Raw genomic sequence first — 21013 nt, 5'->3', positions numbered from 1 at the left:
AAAGCTGGTTTCTGTTTCCATTGATTATTCGGATCTAGAGGATGAGTTAAAAGTGATTTTTACTTTTAACTCATCCTTGTCTTTTTGAAAAAATAAAACTATGTAATTTTCTTGAAAAAATTGTCGTGAAAATGGAAAAATTCAGGCATAAAAGCCTCAGATATACAAACATATGATATACTTAAGAAGAAATCTCAAAAGAGAAGAGAGGCTTTTTATGTCATTTCAAATCGGAGAACTTTTTAACTTAGATTATTGGCAACAAATGTTTTCCGGTGACTTGTTTTCTCTGAATTTTTTGGTGAACATACTGGATATTTTGGTAGTATGGTATTTGGTCTATAAACTGATCCAACTACTAAGAGGGACGAAAGCAATCCAATTGCTAAAAGGGGTGGCTATTTTCATTGTCATTCGGATCGTGGCTGAGTTGATTGGTCTGCACACTCTATCATGGTTGATGAATCAAGTCATCACTTATGGTGTGATCGCAGCAATCGTTATTTTTCAGCCAGAAATACGACGTGGCTTGGAACATCTCGGTCGAAGTTCGCTTTTCAAACAATCAAAAAGCGAGCAGCAAGAAGATGAAAAAATGATTTTATCCTTCGACAAAGCAATCCAATATATGTCTAAACGTAAGATTGGCGCCTTGATCACAATTGAACGCCATACGGGTTTAGATGAATATATTGAAACAGGGATAGCGCTTGATGCAGATATTACTGGAGAACTCCTTATCAATATCTTCATCCCGAATACACCGTTGCATGATGGAGCGGTCATTGTTAAGAATGGGAAGATCGCAGTAGCAAGTGCGTATCTGCCTTTATCTGAAAGTATGTTGATTCCGAAAGAATTCGGAACCCGTCACCGAGCTGCTGTCGGTATCAGTGAGGTCAGCGATGCTATAACAATCGTTGTCTCTGAAGAAACAGGAGACGTCAGTATCACATTAGATAATCAATTGATTCCTGGATTATCACAAGAAGAATACCTCACAATATTACGAAAACAGTTGATTGTTGAGGAAAAACCTAAAAACAAAAAAAATGGGATTCAATCTTTCTTGGACGCAATGACTAAGGGAGGGGATCGGAAATGATCTCAAAGGAGAGACGTACCAGTCTATTGTATGGCTTCGTGGCATTACTGTTCAGTATCGTTCTTTACTTTAATGCCAACGGACAGACAGTTCAGAGTACGCTATCTGGAAACGAGTCGTATAGTCAAACTGTTTCGAATGTGCCGATTCAACTATTATATGATACGGATAAATACTATATCCACGGCTATGAGAATACAGCTACTGTAAAGCTTAGTAGTGCTAACCGTGTGCAATTGAATGCAGAGTCAAATGCAGATACACGAACATTTAGAGTTACTGCTGATCTAACGAATGTTGGTGAAGGCACACATGAAGTATCATTGAAAGTACGTAACCTAAGCAGTGCTGTTACATCGAGGTTGCAACCTGAAACGATCACCGTTACAATTGAAAAGAAAGTGACGAAAACGTTTGATGTAGAAACTGTCGTGCCATCTGGATCTACACCATCTGGTTATGAATTGGATAAAACCAAGGTTTATCCAGATGAAGTGACGATCACGACAGGAGATAAAACACTATCTGAGATCCACCAAGTAGTAGCTGTTGTTGATCCTTCCATGATCAAAGATGAAGGTATCAATAGTGAAGTACCTGTTCAAGCGTTGAATCAGGCAGGGGAGGCGTTGAGTATCGTGTCAGATCCTGTTCAGGTAAAAGTGACCGCAGATGCAATCAAACCGAAAAAATCGGTGCGTCTATATGGAACACAACAAGGCACACCAGGTTCAGGTGTTAAGAGTTACGATTTTAAATTTTCAGAACTAGATGCAGTGATCACTGGTTCGAATGAACAGCTTGCATTGATTGGCGACAGTATTCCGGTACCAATCGATGTCTCAGGTATCACTCATCGGACAACAAGAAACATCGATATCCCGGTTGAACGAGGGTTAAGTATTTCACCAAAGTCAGTGAGTGTTGAAATCACACCGATTTTAGCTTCATCTGATAGCAGTTCTTCAACCAATCGAAGTCAAGGTTCTGAAAAAGAGAACAATACAAATACAAGTTTTTCAACGACGAATTCGAAGACATCGTCTTCATCACAACAATCGGAGTCTAGTCAAGGCTCTGAAAGTAGCGTTTCGAGTGAATCAACAAGTAGCAGTACTCAAATGAGTCAAACGAATTCATCGGAAAATTAAGTTAAAGGAGCAAATTTACAATTATGGGTAAATATTTTGGAACGGATGGTGTCCGTGGCGAGGCAAACAAAGAACTGACACCAGAATTAGCGTTTAAATTAGGTAGATGTGGCGGTTATGTCTTGAGTCAGCATGAGACAGACGGAAAACGTCCGCGTGTATTGGTCGGACGTGACACAAGAATTTCAGGCCAGATGTTAGAGGAAGCATTGATATCCGGATTATTATCTGTTGGTATTGAAGTATTCCAACTTGGCGTGATCTCAACTCCAGGAGTCGCTTATTTAACAAGATTACAAAAAGCCAGTGCCGGAGTAATGATTTCTGCTTCTCATAATCCAGCGCAAGATAATGGAATCAAATTTTTCGGTGCAGATGGATTTAAATTAGTAGATGATCAAGAATTAGAGATTGAGGCTTTATTAGATGCAGAAGTAGACGAATTACCACGACCTTCTGCTGAAGGGCTTGGTACAGTAGAAGAATTTCCAGAAGGTCTGTTGAAATATTCTCAATTCCTAGTACAAACGATCAATGGAGATCTTTCTGGATTGACTATTTGTGTCGATGCTGCAAATGGTGCGACTTCAACATCTGTTAATCGCTTGTTTGCAGATTTGGAAACAGATTTCTATACGATGGGAACAAATCCAAATGGGTTGAACATCAATGATGGAGTTGGTTCGACACATCCAGAAAAATTGGCAGAAATGGTTGTGGAAAAAGGTGCAGATGCTGGTTTAGCTTTCGATGGTGATGGCGACCGTATCATTGCAGTTGATGAACTAGGAAATATCGTTGATGGCGATAAAATCATGTTCATCTGTGCGAAATATCTTTCTGAAAAGAATCGTTTGAAGAAAGATACGATCGTTACTACGGTCATGAGTAATCTAGGCTTCCATAAAGCAGTGGAAAGTATCGGCTTAAAAGATGTGATCACGCAAGTAGGAGATCGCTATGTAGTAGAAGAAATGCGCAAGAATGACTACAATTTTGGTGGGGAACAATCTGGGCACATGATTTTCTTAGATTTCAATACTACTGGAGACGGTATGTTATCTGGAATCCAATTATTGAATATCATGAAGCAAACAGGTAAAAAACTATCTGAACTTGCGGCAGAAGTAACGATCTATCCGCAAAAATTAGTAAATATCCGTGTCAGCAACAAAAATGGTGCAATGGAAGTACCTGCAATCAAAGCAGTTATCGAAGAGGCAGAAGCAGAAATGGGTGGTGAAGGAAGAATTTTAGTTCGTCCTTCTGGAACAGAACCGTTATTACGTGTAATGGCTGAAGCACCAACCCATGAAAAAGTTGATTATTACGTGGATAAAATCGCAGCAGTTGTAAGAGAAGAAATTGGATTAGACTAATATCTGGTCACGTGATTTTTCTTGTGATAAGTCGACATCAATGATTTTATCCAAGGTGTCAATGAATCGCTTTAAAATAAAAAAGCAATCAATCTTTAAATTTGGAAAACAAATTTTGAGGTTGATTGCTTTTTTTGTTGGACGAGTAGTACAAAAAAGGAGATAGACTGAAAATGACCGCTCTTTCTTAAAAACACCAGGAGACACAAAAACCAATCATACAAGTCAAATCCTACACGATTTCTTTAGATCATCTTTCCAGGTTATAGAAAAGTTAGTTGGATAGGAGAATTTCCAAAGTACTGTGTTCTAATGCAGCCAACTGTTATGTGCCAACTTTATTTTCTTTATGTAAGAAAAATAGTGTCTCCCAAAACACTAGATGTATTAAACTAACAGCGATAATACCCTCAGAAAGGAAAGTGATAAGATGAAATCTATAAGGAAATACCTGCCTTTATTTGCAATGCTACTTCTTTTTATAAAACCTTTTGTAGCAGTCGCCGTTTCTACACAAGGATCAGTTGAAGAGGTGATCATCAAGAATGGAGAATTCAATGAAGGATTGAAAGATTGGATCGTTTCAAGTCCTGGAGAAAACAACCCATCTCTGGTAGTGGATAGTAACGGCAATCAATATGTAAAAGCAACGAATGGTGAAAATATCCTCCAATATGTTCAGTTAAAACCAAATTCTACGTATCGATTTGCGTATTACGTGATTGGTGATCCTGTTTTTCCAGCGATTGTCGAGTTTGGCACGTTGAATCATGACCAAGGATACCATTCACTGAAGGAAGAAAAGCATTATAACATTGCTTGGAAACAACATGAATTTATTTTTACAACACCAACAGATGAGAATACTTATGTCATCCGCTTTGCTTCGAGTGGCAATGGTGAAGCTAAATTTGATAATATTCAAGCCGCTTGGTTGGATCTGGAGAGTCCATCGATTCCACAAAACTTACTGGTGGAAAGTGTTACTTCTGATACGGTGAGTTTGTCGTGGGGGGCATCCACAGATAATATCGGTGTAGCCGGCTATCGTGTTTATCGGGATAAACAGTTGGTCCAAGAGGTTCAAGGAGAACAGTTTACTGATACTGGGTTGACGGAAGACACTGAATATACATATGAGGTACGGGCTTTTGACATAGCAGGGAATCAGTCAGAAGCAAGCAATGAAGTCTTTGCACGAACAAGTGTATCAGTGGATGATGAGGCGCCTACGATTCCTCTGAATCTAAAAGTGGAGAATGTGACAACAGATACGGTGAGTTTGTCGTGGGGGGCATCCACAGATAATATCGGTGTAGCCGGCTATCGTGTTTATCGGGATAAACAGTTGGTCCAAGAGGTTCAAGGAGAACAGTTTACTGATACTGGGTTGACGGAAGACGCTGAATATACATATGAGGTACGGGCTTTTGACGCAGCAGGGAACCAGTCAGAAGTAAGCAATAGAATCAATGTAAGAACGAAGGGAATCGTTGATCACAAGCCGCCTACGACACCGATGAATGTAAGGGCGACAGTCGTGACAGAAAATAAAGTGACCTTACTTTGGGAAGCTTCCAGTGATGAGAGTGGCATTAGAAGTTACCAAGTGTATCGAAATAGTATTTTGGTCGGTAGTCTTCCAGGCGATACCTTATCCTATACAGATACGAATTTATCTGAAAAAACAAAATATTATTATACAATAACCGCCTGTGATCATGCTGGAAATGTATCGGTGGCATCTAAAGCGTTGCTCATCACGACCAAAGGAACAACCCTTCCTCCAATAGTAGAAGAAAAGCCGAAAGAAGAAAAACCGAAAGAAGAAAAACCTTCTCCAAGCGTGCCTCAACCTCCACAAAAAGAGAATATAGGCAACTCAACAGTAGATGCTTCTGATAACAAAATGGAGAAAGAACAAACGGGGATGATAAATCAAGAGAAGAATCGCCCCGTAGATCATTCACTTAATCTAACTGCAGAGGCAATACAAAAAATCAGTAAAATATTGACTAAAGATAGTGTTAAAAAATTGCCAATGACCGGTACACAAAAGAACGCACTTGTAAAGATGAGTGGCGTGGGTATAACAGTAATTAGTTTGTGTTTGTTTTATATAAGAAAACGGAGAAAATAAAAAAGATTCTGGTACAAAAGCAAGTAATACTTTTTGTCTCAGAATCTGTATACACATAAACAGTAAGGCAGAAGCATGTTGTTGAGAAAATAAGTCACAATTCACAAAATATCGAAAAGTGATTTCTGTGAATCCGTCCTGATGTTCGGAGTGAAATACTTCTGCCTCGACTGTTTTTTGTCATTCTACTGTTACTGATTTTGCGAGATTACGTGGTTTATCGACGTCTAATCCTCTTAGAAGTGTGGCATAATAGGCAATTAATTGAGTAGGGATAACTGTAGCCAATGGTGTCAATAATGGATGGACCACAGGAAGAACGAGTTGGTCTTGTTCCGTTTCCAGTCCCTTTGCCGCAATCACTAATGTTTTCGCTCCACGGCTTTCTACTTCTCTCAAATTACCTCTTGTATGTGATCCAGTAACCGCCTCGCTAATGATCCCAATCACTGGTGTTCCTTCTTCGATCAAAGCGATCGTTCCGTGTTTTAATTCACCGGCTGCAAATCCTTCCGCTTGGATATAGCTGATTTCCTTTAATTTCAAAGCAGCTTCCAGTGAAACAGCGTAATCAGCTCCGCGTCCGATATAAAACGCATTTCGAGTATCTGTCAAATACTCTGCAGCAAGTTGATGCAGTTCATCTTTTTGTGTGATGATCTCTTCCATGGCATTTGCTACAATACCAAGTTCATGGCTAATATCGAATGTTTGTGCATTTGTTAATTGTTTTGTTTCACCAATGCCCTTCGCCAACAGTGCAAGTACAGCAATTTGTGCTGTATAGGCTTTGGTTGATGCAACAGCGATTTCAGGTCCCGCATGTAATAGAAGAGTGAAAGAAGCTTCTCTTGATAAAGTTGAACCTGGAACGTTTGTGATCGTCAATGTAGGATGTCCTAGTTGATTGATTTTAACTAAAACCTGACGACTGTCAGCTGTTTCACCACTTTGACTTAAGAAAACAAAAAATGGTTTTTCTGAAAGTAAAGGCATCGAATAACCAAATTCACTAGCTAAGTGGACTTCTACAGGAATATTCGTCAATTTTTCGAGTATTGGCTTACCTGCTAGGCCCGCATGATAGCTCGTTCCGCAAGCTACGATGAAAATCCGATCACTTTCTTTCGCGGTAGCTAACATTTTTTCATCCATCACAATTTGATGCTGTTGGTTCGTATATGCTTGGATAATTTTTCTCATCACGATGGGCTGTTCATCGATTTCTTTCAGCATATAGTAAGGATATGTGCCTTTTTCGATGTCTGTTGCATCGATCTGTGCCTCGAAAGAAGGGCGATCCACAGAAATACCGTCAATTGTTTGGATAGATATATCGTCTTTTGTTACGATGACTACTTCACCATCTTCGATTTCGATGAACTCTCTAGTATAAGAAAGCATTGCCATTGCGTCGCTAGCAACTACATTGAACCCATCCCCTAAGCCAATCAATAAAGGGCTTTTATTTTTTGCTACGAAGATCGTGTTAGGAAGAGTTCTGTCTATCAATGCAAAAGCATAAGAACCTTTGATCAATTGTAATGCTTTAGTGAATGCTACTTTTGTAGGCCATCCTTGATCTGCGAAAAATTCGATCAAATGAGCAACGATCTCTGTATCTGTTTCTCCAACAAAAGTATCGTTTGCTAAATAATTTGTTTTTATTTCTTCAAAATTTTCGATCACACCGTTATGGACAAGAACGAAACGACCTGTTTGTGAAGTATGCGGATGTGCATTTTCTTCAGTCGGTTCACCGTGAGTTGCCCATCTTGTATGGCCAATACCGATGGAGCCGATCATTTCATCTGTTAATTTATCCTTTAGATTTTGGATTCTGCCCTGCGCCTTGATCAAGTAATCTGCTTCATCATTTGCAATAAAGATACCAGCTGAATCGTAGCCACGGTATTCTAATTTTTCAAGTCCGTTGATCAAACCAGGAGTTACATTTTCTAAACCTATCATTCCAACAATTCCACACATAAAAAAACATCCTACTTTCTATAATAATCTCATTAAGAAAGTTTCCAGCTGCATGAATATTCCTTTGTTCTATCCTCACAGATAGTTTTTTTGAATATCCTATAGAGTGCATTCCCTGAGGTCACCCGCCGAAATTTCGATAAACCTCTTCCTCGTCATCTGTCGCTACAGATCAGGCGCTATTCCGTTAATGGTCTATTCGTACCACCTTTTAATATTTTTTCTGGAAACATCTAAAATAATAACTTTTTTATGTTGGTTTTGTCAATGGATAAGCAAAAAAATATAATTGGTATATATATGGTCGGCGTAACTGGTAAAATTCCTAATTTTAGCTATCATCTTTTTGAATAGTTCGGTACAATAATATTTAAGAAACAAAAGGAGGAGCAAAATGGAAGCGCAAATAGAAATCATGACATTGGGTCAGTTGAAACAACGTTTAGCCGAACTTGAAAAAACAAGTGAGATCACTGATGAAACGAAAATATTTTTGGATACAGGTTGGGATAGTATCCAAGAAATCTCTCCTGACGCGTTAGCAGTGGAGGATGCACAACGTTTTGCAGTAGAAGATGAATTTACAAAAGAAAAATTTATTGGTTATGCATTAGAAGAAAAAGCAGAGAAAATGAATGCTGAAGAGAAAAAAGAAAAAGTGATCGTCATCAAAAATTTATATTAGGAGAGAAGTCGTATGAATAAAAAGCGTTGGATCGCCGTTTTGATTGCTGCTGGGTTGTTGGTCATCTCGTTAGTCTCGTCAAGTTTAACTACGAAAGAGAAAGAAGAAACACAAATGACTGGCTTGAATAGTCTGCTTTATGGAAGTGATGAATTGACTCCAACTGTGCTTGAAGATGGGGATAGTACAGAAAAAATCGTGAAACTGACTGTTGATGGCACGATAGCCAGTGGTGGTTCATCGGGACTGTTTGCATCAGAAGGATACAACCATGAAAACTTTATGGAACAATTAAAAGCAATTCAAGAAGACAAGAGTGTAAAGGGAATCTTTTTAGAAGTGAATTCTCCAGGAGGCGGCGTTTATGAAAGCGCCGAAATTGCTAAGACATTGAAAGATATTCGTACAGATCGAAAAATCCCGATGTATGTGAGTATGAAAAACACAGCAGCCAGTGGTGGCTATTACATCTCTGCGCAAGCAGACAAAATATTTGCAACAGACGAAACGGTTACTGGATCGATTGGAGTAATCATGTCTGGTTTGAATTATTCAGGCTTATTGGAAAAGCTCGGAGTGGAAGATACGACTGTGAAGAGTGGTGCGCTCAAAGATATGGGGTCAAGTACTAGACCACCAACGAAAGAAGACCAAGAAGTACTTCAAGCGTACATCAATAGTGCTTATAATCGGTTTGTGAAGGTAGTCAGCGAAGGAAGACACAAAACAGAATCTGAAGTGAAACAGATTGCTGACGGCCGTATCTATGATGGGGCACAAGCGAAAGAAATTGGTTTAGTCGATGAGATTGCTTATCCAGAGGATGCACTAAAAGCAATGCGTAAAGAACAAAAACTAGAAAATGCACAGTTAGTTGAATATTCCGCTAGTTCTACTGGTTTTGCTAATACGTGGCTAGGTTCTAAATTAGCTCAATTCCAAGGATTAAAAGCTTCAGAAACCAATCAGATCTTGACACTTCTTGAAAATCTTGGGACAGCGGAATCACCAAAAGCAATGTATTATTACGGAGGTGAGTAAGAATGTCTGAACATTTAGAAGAGGACCAAACAAAAGCTGAGCAAGAGCATCATGACCGTCCAGCAGTTGGACCTGATCCTAATTTCTCTCAAAAAGTTCTCCAATCTTTTAAAGAACGTCCTTTGACGGAAAGTGAAATTGAGACGAAACAGAAAAATTGGCAAAGGTATACAAAAGAACGACCAGAAGTTCCAAAAGTCAATGATTTCCCAAAGTATTTTTATGCTGGGTTTTGGGTAAGGCTTGGTGCCTTTTTGATTGATTTGTTATGTATAGGTTCAATTACTCGATTGACGTTAGGTATCGCTTTGAATCTTGGTTGGATCGATTATGCGGATTCTTACCTAAGTTTCTATGGTGGAGCGGCATTGGTCATTTATTTAGCTTATTTTGTTTTATTGACGAAACTGAACCATGGACAAACGATCGGCAAAATGATTTTTGGCATTCGTGTAGTTGGTTTTGACGAGACAGAATTAAGTTGGTCGACTGTTTTGGTTAGAGAAGGTGCATGCCGATTCATACTAAAATTTCCATTGTTGTTTATAGGTTATCTGCCAGTTATCTTTAGCAAGAAAAAACAGCATATTGGTGATTACTTCTCAAATACGAGTGTTGTAACGATCAATTTGATCAAGGCTTTCAACCAAGAAGTGAATGCATAACATAAAAAAATCATGATAATACAAAAAATATTGTCATGATTTTTTTTATTTGCTACTATTGGAAGCGATGAACTGAAAGGAGGGGGAAGAAGTGGACCAAATTGATTTTCCAGATAAATATGAAAATCTGATGCGTATTGCGCAACAAGCCTTAGCAGACCACCGGTACACACAGGCGAAAGAACTATTGTTACGGGCATATGACCTAGAACCTAAATTTGAGGCAAATAGTCTGCTAGTCTTTTGTCTATTTGAACTTGATGAAAAACAAGAAGCGTTGAGTCAAGCAGTGCTTCATGAAAGTGAATATCTGGCAAGCGAAGAATTTGCTGGATTTTATTTTGATCTATTGATCGCAAACAATGATTTTTTGTATGTCCGCAAATTGATTGCAAGTTGTACTTTCCCAGAAGAATTTGAACAGTCTATTATCAATAAAGTCCAACAAGCGGAGCAATTTTCCAGCCAAATGGAACGGCAAAATATTCGAGAAATCCACCGTTTGGCAGAGTTATTACCTACAATGGCACCGGCTGAACAGTTATTGATGATCAAAAAAATCGAAGAGTTACCCTACCATGAATTTGTTCAGGTAGTAACAAAATTGATCATTATGCCTGAAGTCCAGTTATTGGCGAGAGCGAAGATGCTCGAATCACTGACCCAAGTGAAAGAGTGTCATCCTATTTCGTATTTGACAATCGACGAAACATTAGTCCAATTCATTCCTAAGTCACTGCCTATGCCAGAAAACCAGCCTGCTTATCAAGAGCTTCGTCGATTAGCAGAAGAATTTGAGAACCAAGACGCATTTTTAAGCACAGTTTTGAAAGAAGAGTTTGCTATGCAATCTGCGCTCGTTTATCCGATCTATGATACATATATCAATGATCCCAACAGCTGGTTCAACTTAACTGTAGCAGTATACCGCAACGACCTACCTGCGGACTACACAGAAGTAGAAATAGCAGAATTCATGAATAAAAGAGCGGATATTTTGAAAGAAATGATGATCTTACAAGAGGGGATCAGATACTAAAAAGATAAAAAAGTCATGAAAAACGGGGATTCTAGTCACTCAATATGTTTACAATTTGAGAGGGTTAGTGTACTATTTAAAGGTATGCATGAAACGTTTTTGATGTATAAAATGAATTTCTAAACTCGGAGGGAATTAAATGACTGCAACATTTGAAAAAAAAGGCACAAATGATGGTGTTTTAAAATTTACGATTGCGCAAGATGAAATCCAAAAAGGACTAACAACTGCGTTTAATAAAGTTAAAGGAAACTTGAATGTACCAGGATTCCGTAAAGGAAAAGTTTCTCGTCAAGTATTTAATCGTATGTATGGTGAAGAAGCACTTTATGAAGATGCATTGAATGCTGTTTTACCAGAAGCTTATGAAGCTGCTGTTAAAGAAGCTGGAATTGACCCTGTATCTCAACCTCAAATTGATGTTGAAAGTATGGAAAAAGGCCAAGACTGGGTGATCACTGCTGAAGTAACAGTGAAACCTGAAGTGAAATTAGGTCAATATAAAGACTTAGTCGTTGAAAAACAAGACCGTGAAGTAACAGAAGCAGACCTTGAAGAACGTATCAAACGCGAACAAGAAGCACAAGCTGAATTAGTGATCAAAGAAGACGCTGCAGCAGAAGATGGCGATACAGTAGTGATCGATTTTGAAGGTTTCGTTGATGGCGAAGCTTTTGACGGTGGAAAAGGTGAAAACTACTCACTTGAATTAGGTTCTGGCTCATTCATTCCTGGATTTGAAGAACAACTTGTTGGTAAAAAATCAGGAGAAAGCCTAGATGTAACTGTGACATTCCCAGAAGATTATCAAGCAGAAGATCTAGCTGGAAAAGAAGCAGTCTTCAAAGTGACTGTTCATGAAGTAAAATCAAAAGAAGTTCCTGAATTAGACGATGAATTTGCAAAAGATGTGGATGATGAAGTATCTACATTGGCTGAATTAAAAGAAAAATATCTTAAAGAATTAACTGAAGCAAAAGAAAAAGCAGCAGATGATGCAAAAGACGAAGCTGCTATCCGTTTAGCTGTTGAAAATGCAGAAATCGTTGACCTTCCACACGTAATGGTCCACGATGAAGTACACCGTTCAATGGACGAATTCTTGAACAATATGCAACGTCAAGGAATCTCACCAGAAATGTACTATCAATTAACTGGTTCTACTGAAGAAGACTTGCATAAACAATTTGAAGGTGAAGCGGAAACTCGTACAAAAACAAACCTTGTGATCGAAGCAATCGCTAAAGCTGAAAACTTAGAAGCAACTGAAGAAGAAATCAATGCAGAAATCCAAGAATTGGCTGATTCTTACAACATGCCAATCGACCAAATCAAACGTGTATTGACAGATGATATGTTAGAACACGATGTAACAATGAAAAAAGCAATCGATTTGATCACTGGTACAGCAACTGAAGCAGAATAATTTTTGCTAGATGAAAATCGAAAGTAGACAGGCTATGATCATAGCCTGTCTCTTTTTCCCTTTCTTAGGGATTATGTAGATTGTTTTGTACTTTTGCTTTTATTTAAATTATGTTATGATAGTAAAAGACTGTAAAGTCTGTGATAGTTTCTTGCATGTTCAAGTGCGAGTTAAGGGGTGAAGACCATGTATGATAATCCAAGTGGTAACGAGACCGTACGTTGTTCTTTTTGCGGAAAGACACAAGAAGAAGTAAAAAAAATCGTAGCAGGTCCAGGGGTCTACATCTGTAATGAATGTATCGACCTATGTAAAGAAATCATTGATGAAGAATTTTATGAAGAAGCTGTACGCGAGTTTACAGAAGTGCCGAAACCAGCAGAAATTTTAGATGTCTTAAATAGTTATGTGATTGGTCAAGATCGTGCAAAACGATCATTAGCTGTAGCTGTGTACAATCATTACAAACGCGTCAACCAACAAGCGCAAGATGATGCTGACGAAGTAGAACTACAAAAGAGTAATATCTGTTTGATCGGTCCTACTGGATCAGGGAAAACATTTTTAGCACAAACGTTAGCGAAGACATTGAATGTTCCTTTTGCGATTGCGGATGCTACAAGTCTAACAGAAGCGGGTTATGTCGGAGAAGATGTAGAAAATATCTTATTGAAGTTATTGCAATCAGCTGATTATAACGTTGAGCGTGCGGAAAAAGGGATCATCTACATTGATGAAATCGATAAAATCGCGCGTAAAAGTGAAAATGTCTCAATCACTCGTGATGTTTCGGGTGAAGGAGTACAACAAGCTTTACTAAAAATTCTTGAAGGTACAGTAGCGAGCGTTCCACCTCAAGGAGGACGTAAACATCCTCATCAAGAATTCATCCAGATCGATACTACGAATGTATTATTCATCGTAGGTGGTGCTTTCGATGGTATCGAGACAATCGTCAAAAATCGTATGGGTGAAAAAACGATCGGATTTGGTACGAACAATCAGAAATTATCAGAGGATGAAAGTGTGATGCAACACATCATTCCAGAAGATTTGCTGAAGTTTGGGCTGATTCCTGAATTCATCGGACGCTTACCAGTAATGGCGGCTCTGGAAAAACTAACAGCTGCCGATCTTGTTCGCATCTTGACTGAACCAAAAAATGCATTAGTCAAACAATATCAAAAATTGCTATCCTTAGACGATACTGAGTTGGAATTTGAACCAGATGCACTAGAAGCAATTGCGAAAAAAGCAATCGACAGAAATACCGGTGCGCGCGGCTTGCGTTCGATCATCGAAGAAATCATGATGGATGTGATGTTTGATATTCCATCAAATGAAGCAATCGAAAAAGTGATCATCACAAAAGAAGCTGCTGAACTTACTGGTGAGCCAACGATTGTCTACAAAGATTCTGAGAAAAAAGCTGGCTAAAACTTTAGGCTGTTGCGAAAGTCGTTTATCGCTTTTGCGGCAGCTCTTTCTTTAGTATCGAAGGAACAAATGGAAAAAGCAAAAGGCAGTTTAAAAAATCTGTTAGTCAAGCATCGAATGATACCACCAGTTTGACTGAGGGTTAGTAGTGTTTAAGGAGAGAAGAGTTATGAAAGTACATCAAGCGGATATCGTGATCAGCGCGGTCGCGCCAAAACAATATCCAGAAACAGATCTACCTGAAATTGCTTTGGCAGGAAGATCAAATGTGGGAAAGTCATCATTTATCAATACATTGATTGATCGCAAAAATTTGGCACGTACTTCAGGCAAGCCTGGTAAGACACAAACACTGAATTTTTACTTGATTGAAAATGCGTTGCACTTTGTTGACGTTCCAGGTTATGGGTATGCGAAAGTATCAAAAACAGAACGTGCAAAATGGGGGAAGATGATCGAAACCTATATCACAACTAGGCAGCAATTGCGTGCAGTTGTCTCGTTAGTTGATTTACGCCACAGACCTTCACAAGAAGATATCCAAATGTACGAATTTTTGAAGTACTATGATATTCCAGTTATCATAGTAGCTACAAAAGCAGATAAAATCCCTAGAGGAAAATGGAATAAGCACGAAAGTGAAATAAAGAAAGCACTTGATTTTGATCATAACGATCAATTTATTTTGTTTTCTTCTGTAACGAAGCAAGGAAAAGAAGAAGCGTGGCAGGCTATTGAAGCGGCAATTGCAGAATAAAAAAGTTAAAAAGACTTGTAGTGATTTGATACTCCAATGATTGGAGAAATTCAAATTTACTACAAGTCTTTTTTTATTTCTTTTTCTTGTCTTTTTTTAAATCATCTTTTGGTTTTAAGAAGCGATCGATTTCTTCCTTAGAAGCAACTGTTTTTTCTGGATCAACCGCAAATGATTCGAATAATTTATCAAGATTATCGGTGCGTTCAAATTTTAAGCCCATTTTGTCCACCTCGTTTGAGAATTTATAGTTTCATTCTACCATGGAATATTTGTAAATGCAGTCAAGACTTTAAATTTTAGTTTTTTCTTATATTTGGTTATAATTTAATTATAAAATAATTTGAAAGAGGTGATAAAGGTATGGAAGAGAATAAATTATTAATGACGATCCAACTGACCGAATTGAATCAATTTGAGAAGAAAAATCAAATTGAGGATTGGCTTGCGTTTATTCGATTGTTGATTACGCCGTCCTATTTCCAATCTTCTCATCAAGGAATGAGACCATTCGAATTGAAGAGATTCCATCAAGTGTTACTTCAGGAGGGTCCGCTGGATTTGGCTGGTTCATCATAGGAAATGACGGAAATGAATTCAGCATTCACTTTGACGGGAAAGAAATAGTGATGAAAAATATTTTTCAAAAGCAACTGATGGATAAGCATGCTGCTGTCATACGAGATTATATCAGAACAAAGATGTTTCAGCATGGTGTTTTTGCTTACTTAAGACCTTACGATGAATTCGTGTACAACAATACCACAGATATAGATGAACGTTTGCTCATTGAAACGAAAGAAGAGATTCGTCTATTACAAAAAATCAAACGGGCAGATGGAGAAATCATCGTTGATTGTAATCAATTTTCTGGATATGACCTATCTTACCAAGGGTTGTGTTTTACTTCTTGCTGGGAAATGTACTACAGTTCCTACTATTATCGTGTGATTCCCAAACAAATCTTCTTGGATGTGCAACAAGTGGAATGGGTCAAAGAGTATGAGAGTCAGGTAGTTGCTGTACAGCTTTATCGCGACCCCTTCAATTGGAAAGCTGAAGTCAATCAGCAATTTCAAGCTTACTATCGCGATCAGTTGGGATTTGATCACTTAGCGTGGGACAATGGCGTAGGACTATTAAAAACTCCTTTTATAGAATATGCCTATACAGACAAAAGTGTTCAATCTGTTCAATATCAAAACAGAATGATGCAGCCTGCCCCCAAGAAGAAAGCTACCTTTTTTGTTACTAGAAATTATAATTTTGAAAAAGATGAATATAAAGAAAAGAGGATAAAAGGTGCATTGAATACTCAAGCTTACTTCCCTTGGGTGGATGAGCAACGTGCGCAAATGATGTCTTATAAAGTAATCGATCCGAGCATTACACTAGATAACGGTATTCAAGCTTATTGTTATTATATCCGAGAGTACTTGGAAGTAGCGGTAGAGGATGAAAAGTATCAAGAATACCTGTTGATTTTGCGGCTTTATGTCCCAAGTGATATTTTAAAAAAAGTGCCTCTGGATGAGATACGTGAGGAATTATCCGATATCAAGTTCAAAAGATTTAAAAAACGAAGAGGTAGATTGGCTTTTGACGTAAAGAAAGATATCCATCATTTGAGAGTAGAGATCTTAGATTATCCTAAGTTAGAACAGTTAGCGACAGCGCAAAAAAGTTGAGGTGAAAAAAATGGATAAACGTTTATACTATCGCATCATGCTACCTACAGCATTACTTGCTTTACTCATTTTTTTGATTCCTAGAATACCGATACGTTCAATTTTGGGATTTTTAGTCATGCTTACCGGACTGGGCTTTTATTATTATACCCTTCATAAAACTAAAATAAGTAAACAAAAGGAAAAGGTCTAATCGCTAACCAGCTGGTTGACCGAAAGTGATAGTTAAATAAGTGATAAATAACAGAACGTCGAAGCACACAAAAACCTGTGGTATTTGAACTTACGTGGACGTATTCAAGGTTCTGTCATTTATCACTTTTTTTGATATATAGGGTGAATTTTGAATGAAATGATTCGTTAATGGTTGTAAGAGAATATTTTTGAATGTTTTTGAATGTTTTGTATTGAATTTATAAAAACAATGTGCTACTATTTGTCATGAGGTGATCGTGGAAATGCTTACAGAGGAACGAAGACAGAAAATACTTCATTTATTGGATCGACATAAGATCGTGAAGTCACAGGATCTAGTAAACCTTCTAAATGCTTCTGAATCAACAATCAGACGCGATTTACAGGACTTAGAAAACGATGGACTTCTTGAACGTATCCATGGTGGTGCAAAAAAAGGACAGCTTTTAGGCTTTGAACAAGCAATGAGCGAAAAAACGCTCAAAAACGTTCACGAAAAACATAAAATTGCCCAAATCGCGGCGGAATTGATCAATGATGAAGACGTGATCTACTTGGATGCTGGTTCAACGACATTGGAAATGATTCCTTATCTACAGGGAAAAAAAATTACTATTGTCACCAATTCAGTCAAACATGCTGCAAGTCTAGTTGACTTACAACTTCCTACGATCATTCTAGGAGGCATTATCAAGTTATCAACGAATGCAGTATTAGGCTCTAGCGTGATCGAGCAATTAAAAGACTTTCATTTCAATAAAGCGTTCATGGGGATGAATGGTGTCCATGTTGAGCGTGGTTTTACGACGCCTGACCCAGAAGAAGCTGCGGTAAAACGTCTAGCGATGGCACATTCAGAAGAAAGTTTTGTCTTAGTCGATCAATCGAAATTCAATCAATTAAGTTTCACTTTTGTCGCACCTTTAGAAGCAGCTACGATCGTAACCGAGTGTTGTCCATCAGAATATGCGGAACAATATCGTGAACGGACAACAATTAAGGAGGCTATACAATGATTTACACAGTAACATTGAACCCGTCAATTGATTTTATTGTAAAAGTTGATGGATTGAAACTAGGTGATTTGAATCGAATGAAAGAAGACTTCAAACTACCTGGTGGGAAAGGTATCAACGTATCAAGGATCTTGAAAAGGATGGACACGGAATCGACCGCTCTTGGATTTTTAGGTGGATTTACCGGCAATTTTATTTCTGAATGGTTAAAGGAAGAGCAAATCAATACAGCCTTTACCAACGTCCAATCTGATACACGAATCAATATCAAATTGAAATCGGATACTGAAACGGAGATCAATGGATTAGGACCAGTTCTTTCTGAAAAAGAAATTGAAGATTTAAAACAAGTGATGAATAACGTTAAAAAAGGCGATATCGTTGTTTTGTCAGGTAGCACACCAGCAAGTTTAAGAAACGGATTTTACCAAGAATTAATTGAGATTATCCGTGGAAAAGAAGCAGAATTTGTGATTGATACAACAGGTGATGATCTTAAAGATGCTTTAGCGAAAAGACCATTACTGATCAAGCCGAACAATCATGAATTAGCTGAACTATATCACACAGAATTCAAGAGTATCGAGGATATCCTTCCATATGGTAAAAAATTACTTGAAGAAGGTGCTCAAAACGTATTGATCTCTATGGCCGGTGATGGTGCTTTACTCTTCACAAAAGATGGTGCGTATCAGTCGAATGTCTTAGTACGTCCGTTGAAAAATTCGGTAGGAGCAGGAGATTCAATGATTGCTGGTTTTATTGGATCTTACAGCAAAGATCAAGATCCAGTTGAATCATTCAAATGGGGAGTTGCATGTGGAAGTGCTACAGCATTCTCTGATGATTTAGCAACAAAGGCATTGATCGATGAATTAATACCAGAAGTTGAAATTACAAAAATTGATTGATTTCTAGGAGGGTTATCATGAATATTAAAGACTTAATGATCAAAGATGCAATGATCATGGACCTACAAGCGACTGATAAAAAAGGCGCAATTGATGAAATGGTCCAAAAAATGTATGAAGCAGGTCGTATTTCAGATATTAAAACCTACAAAGACGGTATTTTAGCACGTGAAGCACAAACATCAACTGGTTTAGGTGACGGTATTGCAATGCCTCACGCAAAAAATGCAGCTGTCAAAGAAGCAACAGTTTTATTTGCCAAAAGCAAAAAAGGTGTTGACTATGAATCATTAGATGGTCAACCAACATATTTGTTTTTCATGATTGCTGCACCAGAAGGGGCAAATGATACTCATTTACAAGCATTAGCAGCATTATCCCGACTTTTGATCGACCCAGATTTTGTCGGAAAATTAAAACAGGTGGAAACACCAGAAGCTGTTCAAGAATTATTCCAAACAGCAGAAGAACAAAAAGAAGCAGAAGAAAAAGCTGAAAAGGAAGCACAAGCAACAGAAAAAAGTTTAGATCCTAAAAAGAAATATATCGTTGCTGTAACTGCTTGCCCAACAGGAATCGCTCATACGTATATGGCAGAAGATTCGCTTAAGAAAAAAGCAAAAGAAATGGGCGTTGATATCAAAGTTGAAACAAATGGTTCTGAAGGGATCAAGAATCGTTTGACAGCAGAAGATATCGCTCGAGCAGATGGGGTCATCGTTGCTGCAGATAAAAAAGTTGAAATGGATCGTTTCGATGGGAAAAAATTAGTCAATCGACCAGTCAGCGATGGTATCCGCAAGCCAGAAGAATTGATCCAATTGGCAACGAATGACACTGCCCCAGTTTTCCATGGAGAAGGAAAAGATGGTGCAGCAGATGAAGGAAATGCTGATGGTACAGTTGGTCAAAGAATCTATAAAGATTTGATGAATGGTGTTTCTCATATGTTACCGTTTGTTATTGGTGGCGGGATCGCCATCGCTCTTTCCTTTATGATCGACCAATTCATGGGTGTTCCTCACGATCAATTGGCACACTTAGGAAATTATAACCAACTTGCTAGTTGGTTCAATCAAATCGGACAAGCTGCATTTGGCTTCATGTTACCAGTCTTAGCGGGATTCATTGCTTCAAGTATTGGTGATCGTCCTGGATTAGTTGTTGGTTTTGCAGCTGGTGCTTTAGCAAATACTGGTGGTGCAGGATTCTTAGGTGCATTGATCGGTGGTTTCATCGCAGGTTATGTGATCGTGTTCTTACGTAAAGTATTCAAGAATTTGCCAAAATCATTGGATGGGATTAAAACGATCCTATTTTACCCAGTCTTTGGTTTATTGATTACCGGATTCTTGATGTTGCTGGTCAATGTCCCTATGAAGGCGATCAATGATGCATTGAATAGCTTTTTGACTGGCATGAGTGGTTCAAATGCCGCACTACTTGGTGCTTTGCTAGCTGGAATGATGGCAGCCGATCTTGGTGGACCAATCAATAAAGCAGCATATGTATTTGGGACAGCTACTTTAGCTACAACTGTTGCAACTGGCGGAAGTATAGTCATGGCATCTGTTATGGCAGGTGGTATGGTTCCACCATTAGCTATTTTCGTAGCAACACGTCTATTCAAAAATAAATTTAGCAAAACAGATCAAGATGCTGGTTTGACAAACATCATCATGGGGCTATCCTTTGTTACAGAAGGTTCTATACCTTTTGCAGCCGCTGACCCTGTTCGTGCTATTCCAAGTTTCATTATTGGTTCAGCCCTAACTGGTGGCTTAGTTGGTGCATTGGGAATTAAATTACTTGCACCACATGGTGGTATCTTCGTTGTTTTCCTAGTAAGTCAACCAATCATGTATCTTGTATTTATTGCTATCGGTGCAGTTGTTTCCGGTGTGATCTATGGTCTATTGAGAAAAACACCCGAATTAGCAAAAGCTTAAGATCAGTTCTAGTAACTACTTGGTTTCCTTTATTGAGGAAATCAAGTAGTTTTTTTGTGCAAATCTTTGACGGCTTAAAATGTGTATAGTATCATTTATTTATAATCAAAAATTAATAAATCGCATTGGCCAATAATGATGGATTTCTCAATTTTGAAAAATTTAAAATTATTTATATTGCTGAGAAAATCTTCGTGAATACATAGTGTATCTACAAATATAGCTGAAAATACTATTTGGAATCTTGGTATTTTTTTGTAATAAACAAGAACATAAAACTTAGTGGAGAAAACGAAACCGTTCCTTTTAGTTTGAAAAAATGAATAAATGTTATAATTTGATGAGAGTGATTGAGAAGAGAAATCTTTACATTGAAAGCAACCAGTAAAGATGAAAGCAATTAGAAAATAACGATTCATTTTCGTGGGAAATATAATTAT

General features: G+C 38.0%; 17 protein-coding genes and 1 pseudogene. 16 read left to right on the top strand and 2 right to left on the bottom strand.

Translation table 11 applies throughout. The features are described 5' to 3' along the window. Positions 1–217: 217 nt before the first annotated feature. The 4 genes from cdaA to ED2_RS07600 all read left to right on the top strand — a co-directional run bounded on the left by cdaA (position 218) and on the right by ED2_RS07600 (position 5775). On the top strand, positions 218–1105 hold the full coding sequence (cdaA, locus tag ED2_RS07615) for a diadenylate cyclase CdaA (protein WP_005880019.1): 888 nt from the start codon (positions 218–220) through the stop codon (positions 1103–1105). Continuing rightward, on the top strand, positions 1102–2256 hold the full coding sequence (locus ED2_RS07610; protein WP_005880017.1) for a CdaR family protein: 1155 nt from the start codon (positions 1102–1104) through the stop codon (positions 2254–2256). Before cdaA ends, ED2_RS07610 begins: the two co-directional genes overlap by 4 nt. A gap of 23 nt (positions 2257–2279) precedes the next feature. Then, complete coding sequence (gene glmM, locus ED2_RS07605) at positions 2280–3635, top strand: phosphoglucosamine mutase (RefSeq protein WP_016176491.1); 1356 nt, start codon at positions 2280–2282, stop codon at positions 3633–3635. A gap of 430 nt (positions 3636–4065) precedes the next feature. Continuing rightward, positions 4066–5775, top strand: a complete 1710-nt coding sequence (locus ED2_RS07600) for a fibronectin type III domain-containing protein (RefSeq protein ID WP_060789739.1) — start codon at positions 4066–4068, stop codon at positions 5773–5775. Positions 5776–5955: 180 nt separating this feature from the next. Here ED2_RS07600 and glmS read toward each other — a convergent pair whose 3' ends face one another. Beyond that, on the bottom strand, positions 5956–7764 hold the full coding sequence (gene glmS, locus ED2_RS07595) for a glutamine--fructose-6-phosphate transaminase (isomerizing) (protein ID WP_016176494.1): 1809 nt from the start codon (positions 7762–7764) through the stop codon (positions 5956–5958). Positions 7765–8158: 394 nt separating this feature from the next. Here glmS and ED2_RS07590 point away from each other — a divergent pair, with 394 nt between their 5' ends. The 7 genes from ED2_RS07590 (at position 8159) to yihA (ending at position 14814) form a co-directional block, all read left to right on the top strand. Beyond that, the gene (locus ED2_RS07590; protein ID WP_005880009.1) at positions 8159–8449 is read left to right on the top strand and encodes a hypothetical protein; all 291 of its coding nucleotides are present in this window, start codon (positions 8159–8161) and stop codon (positions 8447–8449) included. Positions 8450–8461: 12 nt separating this feature from the next. Continuing rightward, positions 8462–9490: a signal peptide peptidase SppA gene (sppA, locus tag ED2_RS07585; RefSeq protein WP_005880007.1), complete on the top strand. Its 1029-nt coding sequence runs from the start codon at positions 8462–8464 to the stop codon at positions 9488–9490. 2 nt (positions 9491–9492) lie between these two features. Continuing rightward, positions 9493–10155: an RDD family protein gene (locus ED2_RS07580; protein ID WP_005880005.1), complete on the top strand. Its 663-nt coding sequence runs from the start codon at positions 9493–9495 to the stop codon at positions 10153–10155. A 91-nt stretch (positions 10156–10246) separates the two neighbouring features. Next, positions 10247–11194: a hypothetical protein gene (locus tag ED2_RS07575; RefSeq protein ID WP_016176495.1), complete on the top strand. Its 948-nt coding sequence runs from the start codon at positions 10247–10249 to the stop codon at positions 11192–11194. A gap of 139 nt (positions 11195–11333) precedes the next feature. Further along, the gene (gene tig / locus ED2_RS07570) at positions 11334–12620 is read left to right on the top strand and encodes a trigger factor (protein ID WP_005880001.1); all 1287 of its coding nucleotides are present in this window, start codon (positions 11334–11336) and stop codon (positions 12618–12620) included. A gap of 186 nt (positions 12621–12806) precedes the next feature. After that, positions 12807–14057, top strand: a complete 1251-nt coding sequence (gene clpX / locus ED2_RS07565; RefSeq protein ID WP_005879999.1) for an ATP-dependent Clp protease ATP-binding subunit ClpX — start codon at positions 12807–12809, stop codon at positions 14055–14057. Positions 14058–14226: 169 nt separating this feature from the next. After that, positions 14227–14814 (top strand): ribosome biogenesis GTP-binding protein YihA/YsxC, encoded by a 588-nt coding sequence (yihA, locus tag ED2_RS07560; RefSeq protein ID WP_005879997.1) that lies wholly within the window; start codon positions 14227–14229, stop codon positions 14812–14814. 73 nt (positions 14815–14887) lie between these two features. On the opposite strand, the gene ED2_RS15670 is transcribed toward yihA, so the two are convergent. Continuing rightward, positions 14888–15037 carry an SPJ_0845 family protein gene (locus ED2_RS15670; protein ID WP_005879995.1) on the bottom strand — a complete coding sequence of 50 codons (150 nt, stop codon included), beginning with the start codon at positions 15035–15037 and terminating at the stop codon, positions 14888–14890. A gap of 140 nt (positions 15038–15177) precedes the next feature. Here ED2_RS15670 and ED2_RS07550 point away from each other — a divergent pair. The 5 genes and pseudogenes from ED2_RS07550 to ED2_RS07535 all read left to right on the top strand — a co-directional run bounded on the left by ED2_RS07550 (position 15178) and on the right by ED2_RS07535 (position 20573). Continuing rightward, positions 15178–16502 (top strand): annotated as a pseudogene (locus ED2_RS07550) (hypothetical protein). Positions 16503–16512: 10 nt separating this feature from the next. Next, on the top strand, positions 16513–16695 hold the full coding sequence (locus tag ED2_RS16375; protein ID WP_016176498.1) for a hypothetical protein: 183 nt from the start codon (positions 16513–16515) through the stop codon (positions 16693–16695). Between the two features lie 265 nt (positions 16696–16960). Next, positions 16961–17713 (top strand): DeoR/GlpR family DNA-binding transcription regulator, encoded by a 753-nt coding sequence (locus ED2_RS07545; protein ID WP_016176499.1) that lies wholly within the window; start codon positions 16961–16963, stop codon positions 17711–17713. Further along, positions 17710–18624, top strand: coding sequence for a 1-phosphofructokinase (gene pfkB / locus ED2_RS07540; protein WP_016176500.1), 915 nt, complete (start codon positions 17710–17712; stop codon positions 18622–18624). Before ED2_RS07545 ends, pfkB begins: the two co-directional genes overlap by 4 nt. 17 nt (positions 18625–18641) lie before the next feature. Continuing rightward, complete coding sequence (locus tag ED2_RS07535; protein ID WP_016176501.1) at positions 18642–20573, top strand: PTS fructose transporter subunit IIABC; 1932 nt, start codon at positions 18642–18644, stop codon at positions 20571–20573. Positions 20574–21013 lie beyond the last annotated feature (440 nt).

It is taken from the genome of Enterococcus durans NBRC 100479 = LMG 10746, from assembly GCF_001544215.1.
GTDB classification, from domain to species: Bacteria; Bacillota; Bacilli; order Lactobacillales; family Enterococcaceae; genus Enterococcus_B; species Enterococcus_B durans.
This window is presented reverse-complemented; position numbering and strand designations above follow the sequence as displayed.